This is a genomic window from Bacillus cereus, assembly GCF_002567495.1.
Classification (GTDB): domain Bacteria; phylum Bacillota; class Bacilli; order Bacillales; family Bacillaceae_G; genus Bacillus_A; species Bacillus_A cereus_AQ.
On record NZ_NVAP01000030.1, the window covers coordinates 20,864 to 32,723 of the forward strand.

An 11,860-nucleotide genomic window follows, 5' to 3' on the forward strand; every position below is an offset into this window, starting at 1 on the left:
ACTTTTTAATTATCTATTATGCGATTTCTTTATAACGATTTTATCTTCTTCTACAGATACTGTTACATAATCATTTTCTTCTAACCTAAGCTTATTTACAGCTTCATCTGGTAGCTCTACGGCCATCAATCTATCTGTTACAATCACTTGACTATACACTTCATTTTCTTGTGATGCACTCACTACTTTTTCCTCATTTATAAAACGCACTGGTGGCACACCAACTTCTTTTACTATACGCCATTGTTTCCAAACATAAGGAATTAACCAAAGTAATCCGACAATCGTCAGACCGATACCGATCCATAAATTACTTTGCGCTTGTAATTCAGTAATTGAGATTGCACTACTTTCTTCTCCACCGACAAATTGCATACTTGTTGCAATCAAATTATTTAGAGCGTGCACAGCGATATTCGTCCATATATTTTTCGTCTTTATGTATAAAAGACACATAACAACACCAAACATGAACGCACCAATAACATCAAAATGTCCTAAACCAAAAATAAGTGAAGATATAATTACAGCTTTTTTAATTCCCCATTTATAAGCCATTCGCTGTAAAAAGAAGCCCCTAAAAATAACCTCTTCCATAATAGGTGCTAACACACACGCTGAAATGAAAGTAAATATCGTCATATATACGTTACTCGTATTAATAACGTTTCCGTCTTCTAACATAGTAACTAAGAAATTCGGTAACGTATGCGCTAATATGTAAAATTGAATATGAGATATACCAACTGAAAAAATCATTCCCATTATCGTTGCTAATAGGATTAATCCCCACGGCAAACGTCCTGGCTTATCAAAAAAACTATTAAATACAACATTATTTTTATTTGTTTTTACGTATAACCAAAGTAACGGAAATACAAAAAATACAGTTATTTGTGAAATAACCTCCAGCGTATTCTCAGAAACATTTGATAGACCTAATGGAATCATTGTAAGGAACACCCCTATAATCATCCATCCAAAAAAACTACGTAGCCTTATACGTGAAAATGCATAGTGCATATGAAACACCCCCAAAGATAGTAAAAATAAAATGAAACTTCAATCAGTACTTTATAGGCAATCCTTTCCCTATAAGTAGTCGGATAACTAAATTATAATATGAATATAGTTGGAAATCTTCCTATTTTTCTCAATTCCTTTCAAACAATATATCTCTTAAAATACCATATCATCGCTCTTCAAGTTGCAATCTACGAGAAAGTTATGTAATAAAAATCCCCGTTTTTACAAGCGGGGATTTCTTTTATTATAATACGTCACGTTTTTGGAATAATGCACTTGACGCTATAAGTAATACAACAAAGTATGCAGCTACAAGTAATAATGAAGTTGTAAATGTAAACTCTGTAAATGTAGGTTCTACTCCGCCACTAATTAATTTATTACTGTCGTAAGCTCTTAAATCCAAATGGTTGAATACTACAAATTTCGCTACACCTTTTGCAAACATCATTAATACCATATTAATTGCTCCTTGTAAGAAGAACAGGAACATCGTAATAATTAATGGTAATACAGACTTTCTAAAGACATTTGCTAAGAAAAATGCAAGCGTCGCAAAGAAGAATGGTGAAAGTACTTGATATAAAGTAGATTTCATTACGATTCCTAACGTTAATTCTGTTTTACTACCATCCATTACAATTCCGCCAATAATCATTGCAATGAACGTGCTAGCAAATATGATAAATACTATAGTAAGTAACACTGTAATATATTTAGAGAATAAAACTGTCATTCGTTTTCTTGGACGGATTAATAATTGCTTAATTGTACCTTTTTGGAACTCATCAGTAATCATACGAGAAGCAATCGTAATTCCAAAAATTGTTGTAAACAAAATAATTAAACCAATTTCTGAACTTGCAAAATCTAAATATGATCCTTTAAATTCAGTTCCGTCTCCCCATTTCAGCATCGCTAAAACTCCCAAAATCTCCAATAAAGCAATTACACCTATTAAAATATACATACCTTTTTTCGCATGTAACTTTAAAAATTCATTTTGAATTAATTTAAACATTATGCTTTCACTCCCCCAGTAATCGCTAAGAACTCATCCTCTAACGTTTTATTTTGAACAGTAACGCCATATACAAGCACATCAGCATGCACAAGTTTTTTTACAAGTTGTGGAATGTTGTCTTTTGTTACAGATGCTACAATTACATTCCCTTTTGCTTTACCTTTAATGATTTCATTTCCTTTCTGAACTTCATCTACTTCAAACGCTACAACTACGGCCTCATCATGTTTCGTTTTTTCATGTAAGTTGTACTCTTGTACAAACTCACCTTGTTTAATGATAACAACGCGATCACACATTAATTCAATTTCACTTAATAAGTGACTTGATACGATTACAGCAATATTTTCTTCTTTCGCTAATCTCTGTAAATAATCACGAATTTGGCGAATACCTGCTGGATCTAATCCATTTGTCGGTTCATCTAAAATTAATATTTTCGGCTGATGAAGTAACGCCTGTGCAATTCCTAAACGTTGTTTCATACCAAGTGAATATGTCTTCACCTTTTTATGAATTGCATGCTCTAATTCCACAAGCTTAACAATCTCATTGACGCGCTCTTTACTAATCGGTGTAACAGACATATTCGCAAAATGCTTTAAGTTTTGCATTCCTGTCATATAATCATATAGTTCAGGATTTTCTACAATGGCTCCAATTTGCTCTAGCGCCTTTTCACGCTCTGTACGAATACTATGTCCACAAATTGTAATATCGCCTTCTGTCATTGAAATAAGACCTGTCATCATACGGATCGTCGTCGTCTTACCGCTACCGTTCGGTCCAAGGAATCCGTACACTTCCCCTTCACGAACCTCAAATGATAAACCACGAATAATTTCCGTTCCACCAATCTTTTTTCGAACATTTTCTAATTTTACTACTACGTTTCCCAATGCTGATTCCTCCTTTAGACTTCTAGTTTTTTATCGATAATATAAGCAATTACATATATTATTAGAGCACTAACAATCACCATGAAACTTATATTTAAAATATTAAATCCATTCTCTTGAAACATATTAATAAAAAGACTCTTACTTTCACTATGATATTCTACTCTTCGCAATCCTTGGAAAGCTGGAGCTAATTTTCCTAGCAAGGTTGTCGCTAAAGTAATCGTTATATTTATTACTAGAAAAATAATAACGATTAATATATTTTGCGCCTTTTTCTTTTTCGTAAGTAACTTAACTAGAGTAATTACTAATATAATTTGTAACACACTAAACAAAAACTCAAATAAATCGCTTATCGCATATATTAAGTTATTCATTATACCCGCTTGCATGATCTCTTTTGCCTCTACATATACAGAAGTCGTAGGAAAAGCTACTACATAACTTACGTAGAAAAGAATTCCACATATCCCATACCATATAGCCATTGCGATAAATGAGAAAATAAGCATAGAAAATACATATTGTTTCCCAGATATTGCTGTAAGTCGTAACATTGGATTAGTTAGTAAGCGTGAATATGATTTCATTGTTTGTATAAACATATAAACAATATAAAAGAAAAATATAATCATAATGATTGCAAATATACCCTCTTGTCTACTGATAGCCGCATCACTTTTTCTTACAATCATTTGCGAAAATAACACAGCTTCAATTAGCACAAAGAGTAAAAAAGTAACAATATATCTTTTTTTATTTACATTCCATAAATAGGAAAGTACTGACTTCACTTACTAAACACCTCCTTAAACACCTCTGTGACAGCTTTTCCTCTCTGAAAACGTAACTCTTCTACATTTTCATACAATACAATTTCTCCATCTTTTAAAAAGATTACTTCATCAAAAATATTTTCCACTTCATTTATTAAGTGCGTCGAGATTAGTATCGTACAATCTTCCCTATAAAATTGTAAAATGAGGTTCAATACGTGTTCTCTAGAAACAAGATCAATCCCGCCCATTGGTTCATCCAGTACGTATAGCTTCGCTTTTCGAGAAAATGTTAAAATGATTTGCAGCTTCTCAACCATACCTTTTGACAATGCTGTAATTTTTTCTTCTAACGGTATTTTAAATTCTACAATCGTATCTACCGCTTTTTGAATATCGAAGTCTTTATAAAAATCCCGGTAGAAAAATAAAGCGTCTTTTACAGTCATCCAATCATCAAAGATTGGCTTATCGGACATAAATGAAACGATTTCTTTCGTCTGTAATCCTACCTTTTTACCGTCTATTGTAATACTACCTTCAGAAGGGTGTTGTAAGCCTGCAATCATTTTCAATAACGTCGTTTTCCCGCTCCCGTTATCTCCAACAAGTCCTATAATTTTCCCTTCCGTAATCTCTATGTTTAATTCACGAATCACTGCTTTTAATCCGTATCTCTTCCATAAGTTTTCTATCTTTAATAGCTCTGTCATTCGCTCTCCTCCCTCTTATCATGTAATGAAGAACGAAGGATTGTAAGAATTTCTTCTTCTGAAAAACCTAAATTGTCCATTCCATCTATAAAAGAATGAAGTAATTCTTTCGCCATCTCTTTTCGTAGCTCCATAATTTTCTCCCCTTCATTCGTTACATATCGTCCCATTCCTCTACGCGTTACAACAACTCCATCCCGTTCTAGCTCTTGAAATGTACGCTGAATCGTATTCGGATTCACTTGTAATTCACTCGCTAATTCACGTACGGAGGGAATTTTATCACCAGGCAATAAATGTCCTGTTATGATCTCTTTTTTTATGTATTCCATTACCTGAATGTAAATCGGTGTATTTGGAGAAAACTCTATTTTCATTTCTTCCCTCCTTTTGTATCGGTGTACTAGTTAAATAATACACCGATACAAACGAATTGTAAATACCCATTTAATTACAAAAAAGTTCTATCCGTTAACCGAATAGAACTTCCTAAGTACAAATCGTTATACAAAAATAATAGTGTTATGTAAACAAAATTATAAAGAAAAGCTGTCTNNAGACAGCTTTTCTTTATAATCCTATATTAAAAATTAAATACGAAGTCATCGTCAGCTAACTTTTCAACGTTCGTTGCTTTTACGTAACCATTTCCTTTTACAGAGAAGAAATCATGGTTTTTCGTATCTGTACGTAAACCATTTAAAACGATTGGGTTAATTTCTTCTTCTTCAAACTTCGGCTCAAGTCCTAAGTTCATAAGTCCTTTATTTGCATTGTAACGAACGAAACGATTTACATCTTCTACAAGACCGATAGAAGTGTAAATTTCTTCTGTATATGCCATTTCAATTTCATATAGTTCCATTAATAATTCTTGCGTTTCTTTTTGCACTTCTTGTTGATCTTCTACAGAAAGTTCTGCGAAGAGTTGTTGTGCTAAAATACCGACGAATACGCCGTGAATTGACTCATCACGAATGATTAGGTTAATAATCTCACCACTTGCCGTCAATTTACCTTGACCAGCTAAGTAAAGTGGGTAGAAGAATCCACTATAGAATAAGTAACTTTCTAAGAACACACTTGCTACCATTGCCATGTACAATTCTTTTTTCGTTACTTCAGGCTTTAATAAACGACGATAGTAGCCAGTAATAATACCAGCCTTTTTCTCAAGTAACGGATGAGTATCTACCCATTCAAAAATATCATCAATTTCTTCTTCAGTAGCTAACGTTGTGAAAATATGGCTGTAACTTTTCGCATGTACTTCTTCCATAGCGCCCATGAAAGCTAATACACTTTTCGCTTGTAAATTTTCAAGATGAACAAGTACAAGAGGCATCCCTTCGCCGCCTTGTTTCGTATCTAAAAGTGTTAAACCACCTAATACACGCTTATAAGCAACCTGCTCTTCTTTTGATAATTGTGCCCAAGTATTTTTGTCAGAAGATACCGCGATTTCTTCTTCTGTCCAAAACTGAGCGATATTTTGCTTCCAAAACATTAAACTAAAATCATCTTCTTTTTTGTTCCAGTTTACCGCACGCATTAAATCGCCCCTTCTCTAAATATGATAACTAAGCATGAGCAGGGTTCAGAAAACCCTGCTCAACATGTCTCACTTTTTATATTAAACGGTACAAGCCACACACTCTTCCACGCTTAATTTGCGTGTTCTTGTATAATACAGACTCTTTAAGCCTTTTTTATGTGCATAGATGTAGTAACGTGCTAATTCACGTGTTGAAATATCACTATTTACGTAAAGAATTGTACTAATTCCTTGGTCAATATGTTCTTGAATTTCTGCGATTAAATCAATTAATTTAAACTGATTTATATCGTAAGAAGATTTATAGTACCAGAACGTATCTTTTGATAAATACGGCATTGGATAATATGTTGTCGCGTTCGCATATGTTCTTGATTCGATTTGACTTACGATCGGCATTACGCTTGAAGTTGCATTTTGAACGTAACTGATTGATTGTGTTGGAGCGATAGCAAGACGATATGAGTTGTATAAACCATTCTTCTGCACTTGCTCTTTTAAACTTGTCCAATCTTCTTTTGTCGGAATATGAATCCCTTCAAATAGTTGCTGAACTTTTTCAGTTACTGGGCTGTAATCTGTTGTTTCATACTTTTCAAAGTATGTGCCGTTCGCATAATCAGACTTATCGAAGTCTTTAAATGTCTCGCCTTTTTCTGTAGCGATTTCCATACTTTTCTCAATAGAATAGTAATTTAACATCATAAAGAATGTACGAGCGAATTCTTTCGCTTCTGCACTTTCATAAGCGATTTTATTTTTTGCTAAATATCCGTGTAAGTTCATTGCACCCAGTCCAACTGAATGAAGCTCATCATTTGCTTTTTTTACAGTTGGTGCATTCGGAATAATCGTCATATCAGAAACAGCTGTTAAAGCTTCCATTCCCGCATGAACCGCTTCACGAATTTCTTTATTTTCCATTACATTTACGATATTTAACGATCCTAAGTTACAGTTAATATCACGACGGATAATGTCATCTGTACCGTAATCATTTATTTCTGAAGTTTCTTGAAGCTGGAAGATTTCTGTACATAAGTTCGACATCTTCACAGTTCCAATATCCTTCAATGGATGTTGATTATTTGCATTTGATTTAAACATTAAGTATGGGTAACCAGACTCAAGCTGAATCATAGCGATTTTAATAAGCATATCACGTGCACTAATATCTAGTGGTTTCTTCTTCACTTTCGGATTGCTCATTAATTCATCGTACATTTCATCAATGTCAATATCATCTAAATGCTTGCCATATTCTTTATAAACCGTATAAGGTGCGAAAACATGGAAAGGTTCGTTTTTCTCAGCAAGCTCAAAGAACTTACTTGGAACGATAATTCCGATTGATAGAGACTGAATACGGCTCTTCTCATCGGCATTTATTTTTTTTGTATCAAGGAATTCAATAATATCCCAATGGAAAATGTTTAAATATACTGCGCCGGCACCTTTTCGTTGGCCAAGTTGATTCGCATATGAAAACGAATCTTCAAGCAATTTCATAACAGGTACTACACCACTTGCAGCGTTATCAATACCTTTAATTTGCTCACCACGTGCGCGTAGCTTAGATAAGTTTAAAGCTACTCCCCCGCCAATTTTTGATAATTGCATTGCAGTATTAATGTTAAAGCCAATTGAATTTAAGCTATCGTCCATCTCTAACAAGAAACAAGACACCATTTCTCCTCTTCTGCTTCTTCCCGCATTTAAAAAGGTTGGTGTCGCTGGTTGGTAGTTTTGTTTTACAATCATGCTTGCGAAATGTCTTGCCTTCGAAACATCACCGCGTCCTAAGTATAATGAAACAATTGCTACACGATCTTCATAGCTTTCTAAGTATTGTTTTTGATCATTCGTTTTTAACGCATAATCTTTGTAGAACTTAGATGCTGCCATATAAGATTGGAACTCGAAGTTTTCACCATAAGCGATGTTATATACTTCTTCTACTTCCTCCAAGCTATACTCGTCCAGAACGTTGTAATAGTAATCATGTTCTTTCATATACTCCATTCGCTCTGCTACGCTATTAAAAGGAACGGTATTCTCTCTAGCTTCTTCCATAAAGACTTCTAATGCCTCTTTATCTTTATGAAGCTGATAAAAACCGTCCTGCATTTGCGTGATTTCATTATTCAGTTCAATGTGTCGCAATCTCCCGCACCCTTTCCTTAAAATATTCTACATCGTTATTTGTTCCAGATAACTCAAATTTTGATACAATAGGCACTTCATATTTAGTAGAAATTTTGTCAGCACTTGCACCGAACATGTCTCCCCAGTTACGATTGCCGCTTGCAGATACGCCTTTTAATTTTTCATTATTGCGATCTAAAAAGTCTAAAACACGTTCTGGTACATTGCCAAAACCTGTTGTATACGTAATAAGAATAAAGTCTTCATCTATTACTAGATCTTCATCAATTTGAACGGCCGGCATATTTAATTTGTGAATGAAACGCTTCACGTTTCCTGTCATAGAATCATATGCAACTAACATTTCCGACCCTCCCTCTCAAATCTATATTCTCTATATGTTGTTCTTGATTTCTCTATATATTGTATTACGTTTCAAAATAAGACACAAGATATATGTATAAATTCTTTCTTTTTTTAACTTTTACTTTTCGACATGATAGCCGTTTTTTTTCAATACAATGACTATGAAACAACATTCTAAAACTCATGTCAATAAAGTGCTTTTCAAAAAAGTTGTCAACGAATTTAACCTTATTTTAAAAAAAGTTAACAATATATTTTGTCATAAAACGATAGATGCTGGAGAAATATATTTCTCCAGCATCACGCAAAAAAGAACAGATATAAAACGATAATCTGCTCTAAAAAACGATTACATTTATCAACTTTACCTTATTAAATATATTATGCATATACTTTCGTTTCTCGTTACATACTAAAAGATAACTATTATAGAAAAAGATTATTATTATGGAACTTCAATTTATTTATGAAAAGTTTATTCAGAGTGCTCAATACGCAAAATATCTTTTACAAATATGTGATGTGGATTTTCATCTTTATCAAGCATTGTACATACAGGAGCCTCTTCATCAAAGTATACAATCATTCCTTCTACGTATTGATATGTATGTTGAACCTGTACAGTTATTTTAATTTCTACCGCTTCTTCATATGCTCTTTTTATTTTCTGAAGCATTTTTGCTGAACATTTACGTTTCTCTGGATACATAACCATTCCCATAAATCTATTGCCGGCTCTATCTTTCCACATATAATCCCAATGTGGTAAAATGCCTTGTTTGAAATCGCCCATAATTCCCCTCTCCTTTATCTTTTATTTATCCCGCATGAAAAGCCCGGTTCGTGAAGGCTACTAATTAGTGAGGGATGCCCCACTAATCAAAGTTTTCCTTTATGAACGTGGCGTTTCTGAATATGTATAGATCACTTGTCCGCCTCGCTGTGCGTTACCAATGAAATGCTTAAAGTCTTCTCTATTTACAACAACTTCTCTGAACGTATAAAATACATCTTTCGTAACAACATACTCCGTTATTTCACCATTTTTCAGCTGATCTAAAATTGTATTTGCTAATTCTTTATCCATGTATTTCACCTCTCTGCAATATTCTATTCTATCGTATATTCTATAGGTCAACAACTGTAAAATTATCCCGCTATTTGCGGCAGTCCGATTGTTTTTGGGTACTAATCAGTCGTGGAATAAATACAAAATCGCACTGATTAACATTTCACCTTATCTTGTTGTTATGCCATGATTTTATTTTTGTTATTTCGCAAACAATATCGTTTTACTATATGTCCACTAAATATCATATACTAACATAGCTACTTCTCTATATCAAACATTTCGGCATTCAATTATGCAAAGTTCCATACCACTATGCTACAATATACAAATAGAACTAGGAGGGATACTATGATTCGGAAAGCAAAAAAGACAGACGCAAAGGCAATAGCTCCTTTATTGTATAATGCTCTGCATGAAATTGCTGAAAAAATCACAGGTAGCACTGTTGAGGCAGAAGTATTACTAGGACTTGAGACATGGTTCTCAAAAGAAAATAACCGCCTGAGCTACGAAAACTGTTTTGTCTATGAACAAGACAAGATTGCAGTTGGAATTATTGTCGCTTATCACGGTAGTGAAGCAACACAGCTTGACGCACCAATTGTACATCACTTAAGAGAATTACATAAAGACGAATCGATTACATTAGAAAAAGAAGCTGAGCTTGATGAGTATTACATTGATACATTATCAGTTTCAAGTGCATACGGCGGAAAAGGTATCGGTTCTAAATTAATTGAAGCTGCCGAAATCTATGCAACTGAAAAAGGGCATGAAAAAATCGCTTTACTTGTTAATTTAGAAAACACACGTGCCCATTCACTATACGAAAAGTTAGGTTATAAAAAAGATCAAATTGTTATGCTAGTAGGCGAACCTTATGCTCATCTCGTAAAACCATTAAGCGTCAAAATTTCTATATCTTAAAAAGAAAGCACACGATTTATATAAATCGTGTGCTTTTATGTTAAATTCGTATTTAATATATTTCCATCCATCGCCTCGTGAAACGTATATGTTGTACATCCCCATGGCTTTCTATGCAAAACAGGAGAACCAGACCACCCCATTGCCCTCAGTTCCGTTCCAATCATCGTATTAAAATAATTATGACCTACTAGAGCGATACACCCATGCACGAGGGCATAATCGTGTAATAGATGTGCCGCTTGTCCTGCCCTTTCTCTTACTTCCTTATAAGGCTCAACATCTTTATGATAACCAAGTATCCATAATGTTCTTCCGATAAATATCCATACGTTATGATTACATTCCAACCATTTTGGAGCATAAAAACGCGTTGGAACTTTCGCTTCCTTAAAGAGAGGATTTTGTACAAAAGATAAGGAATCTGTTAATTTGGCTGCTGATTGCACTGCACACCTTTGATTACTCGTTACGATCCATTTCGCCGCTTCTATCGCCTCTATTGCTTCTATCGGTATTTTAGTTTCTTGTATCATTTGCTCTAAATCATACTGTTTCATCCATTCGTGAAATGAAGTAATTGTCATCGGCTCTTTTATACTATCCAAACAACCATGACGAATAAAAGAAATCCGCATTCTTTCCACTCTCCATTCATCACTTACGAACTCTATTATGCACTAGTTCTAAACATCATACCATGCAAGAAAAGAAAGTTATAGACCTTTACATCTCCCCACCACTATCATGTGTTATCGAAGCATGTATACCATCCATCCCATCAAAATATGTACTCGTATCATATTGACGAATCTTTTTTAAATGCATATAAGAAAATAAAAATAAAATTAAAGCTATAATACTCCCCACAAATTCAAACATCATTTTACCGCCTCTAATTTCTCCCACTTCAGCAGGTTATTCTACTTTTTTATTATACCTCGATATAAAGATTCTCGCATTTCCGCTATTATTTTTTCAAATAACATGGGTTTTCTACATATTTTCTTACAAAAAGTGAATATTTTTCGAATTTTTACTTTGGAAACATTTACAAAGTAGACAATATGGTTCAAAATAAAAGGAAATAAAAATAAAAACCAAAATTATTCTTTTTTTGGAAAACTGTAACAAGGAGAGTTGCTTATGCAGATCGCAGAAACTGGAGATATCATCGAATTTAAAGGTGGAATGCAAGGCCGTGTTCAAAAAGTAAATCAAAACTCTGTTATTGTTGATATAACAATTATGAAGAATTTTAGAGAACTAGATATGGAACCTCTTACAGTGGTAAGTCATAAAAACTATACTGTCATTAATCAAAATGCATAATATAATAGAAAGAAAGGGCCTG

Annotated in this window: 15 protein-coding genes; 2 read left to right on the forward strand and 13 right to left on the reverse strand. The window is 33.7% G+C overall.

Translation table 11 applies throughout. The features are described from left to right. Window positions 1–9: 9 nt before the first annotated feature. The 11 genes from COK05_RS14325 to COK05_RS14380 form a co-directional block, all read right to left on the reverse strand. Window positions 10–1,023: a CPBP family intramembrane glutamic endopeptidase gene (locus COK05_RS14325; protein ID WP_098613104.1), complete on the reverse strand. Its 1,014-nt coding sequence runs from the start codon at window positions 1,021–1,023 to the stop codon at window positions 10–12. A 247-nt stretch (window positions 1,024–1,270) separates the two neighbouring features. Then, the gene (locus COK05_RS14330; RefSeq protein ID WP_098613105.1) at window positions 1,271–2,047 is read right to left on the reverse strand and encodes an ABC transporter permease; all 777 of its coding nucleotides are present in this window, start codon (window positions 2,045–2,047) and stop codon (window positions 1,271–1,273) included. Further along, the gene (locus tag COK05_RS14335) at window positions 2,047–2,949 is read right to left on the reverse strand and encodes an ABC transporter ATP-binding protein (protein WP_098613106.1); all 903 of its coding nucleotides are present in this window, start codon (window positions 2,947–2,949) and stop codon (window positions 2,047–2,049) included. Before COK05_RS14335 ends, COK05_RS14330 begins: the two co-directional genes overlap by 1 nt. Window positions 2,950–2,963: 14 nt before the next feature. Next, window positions 2,964–3,746, reverse strand: a complete 783-nt coding sequence (locus COK05_RS14340; RefSeq protein WP_098613107.1) for an ABC transporter permease — start codon at window positions 3,744–3,746, stop codon at window positions 2,964–2,966. Beyond that, window positions 3,743–4,441, reverse strand: coding sequence for an ABC transporter ATP-binding protein (locus tag COK05_RS14345; RefSeq protein ID WP_098613108.1), 699 nt, complete (start codon window positions 4,439–4,441; stop codon window positions 3,743–3,745). Before COK05_RS14345 ends, COK05_RS14340 begins: the two co-directional genes overlap by 4 nt. Then, window positions 4,438–4,818, reverse strand: coding sequence for a GntR family transcriptional regulator (locus COK05_RS14350; RefSeq protein WP_098613109.1), 381 nt, complete (start codon window positions 4,816–4,818; stop codon window positions 4,438–4,440). Before COK05_RS14350 ends, COK05_RS14345 begins: the two co-directional genes overlap by 4 nt. A gap of 206 nt (window positions 4,819–5,024) precedes the next feature. After that, window positions 5,025–5,993 (reverse strand): class 1b ribonucleoside-diphosphate reductase subunit beta, encoded by a 969-nt coding sequence (nrdF, locus tag COK05_RS14355; RefSeq protein WP_098613110.1) that lies wholly within the window; start codon window positions 5,991–5,993, stop codon window positions 5,025–5,027. 81 nt (window positions 5,994–6,074) lie between these two features. Then, window positions 6,075–8,159, reverse strand: a complete 2,085-nt coding sequence (nrdE, locus tag COK05_RS14360; RefSeq protein WP_098613111.1) for a class 1b ribonucleoside-diphosphate reductase subunit alpha — start codon at window positions 8,157–8,159, stop codon at window positions 6,075–6,077. Further along, the gene (gene nrdI, locus COK05_RS14365) at window positions 8,146–8,505 is read right to left on the reverse strand and encodes a class Ib ribonucleoside-diphosphate reductase assembly flavoprotein NrdI (RefSeq protein ID WP_098613112.1); all 360 of its coding nucleotides are present in this window, start codon (window positions 8,503–8,505) and stop codon (window positions 8,146–8,148) included. Before nrdI ends, nrdE begins: the two co-directional genes overlap by 14 nt. 477 nt (window positions 8,506–8,982) lie before the next feature. After that, window positions 8,983–9,300 carry a hypothetical protein gene (locus COK05_RS14375; protein ID WP_098613113.1) on the reverse strand — a complete coding sequence of 106 codons (318 nt, stop codon included), beginning with the start codon at window positions 9,298–9,300 and terminating at the stop codon, window positions 8,983–8,985. Between the two features lie 99 nt (window positions 9,301–9,399). Then, window positions 9,400–9,594, reverse strand: coding sequence for a hypothetical protein (locus tag COK05_RS14380; RefSeq protein WP_000356686.1), 195 nt, complete (start codon window positions 9,592–9,594; stop codon window positions 9,400–9,402). A 333-nt stretch (window positions 9,595–9,927) separates the two neighbouring features. On the opposite strand from COK05_RS14380, the gene COK05_RS14385 reads away from it, so the two are divergent. Next, window positions 9,928–10,506 carry a GNAT family N-acetyltransferase gene (locus COK05_RS14385; RefSeq protein ID WP_098613114.1) on the forward strand — a complete coding sequence of 193 codons (579 nt, stop codon included), beginning with the start codon at window positions 9,928–9,930 and terminating at the stop codon, window positions 10,504–10,506. Between the two features lie 35 nt (window positions 10,507–10,541). On the opposite strand, the gene COK05_RS14390 is transcribed toward COK05_RS14385, so the two are convergent. Together COK05_RS14390 and COK05_RS14395 are read right to left on the reverse strand one after the other, a co-directional pair. Beyond that, entirely contained in the window at window positions 10,542–11,144 is a 603-nt protein-coding gene (locus tag COK05_RS14390) for a histidine phosphatase family protein (RefSeq protein ID WP_098613115.1), read from the reverse strand. A gap of 88 nt (window positions 11,145–11,232) precedes the next feature. Further along, the gene (locus tag COK05_RS14395; protein ID WP_176539443.1) at window positions 11,233–11,388 is read right to left on the reverse strand and encodes a hypothetical protein; all 156 of its coding nucleotides are present in this window, start codon (window positions 11,386–11,388) and stop codon (window positions 11,233–11,235) included. A 264-nt stretch (window positions 11,389–11,652) separates the two neighbouring features. Between COK05_RS14395 and COK05_RS14400 the strand changes: the two genes are divergently transcribed. Continuing rightward, window positions 11,653–11,838, forward strand: a complete 186-nt coding sequence (locus COK05_RS14400; protein WP_001165082.1) for a YkvS family protein — start codon at window positions 11,653–11,655, stop codon at window positions 11,836–11,838. Window positions 11,839–11,860: the final 22 nt, after the last annotated feature.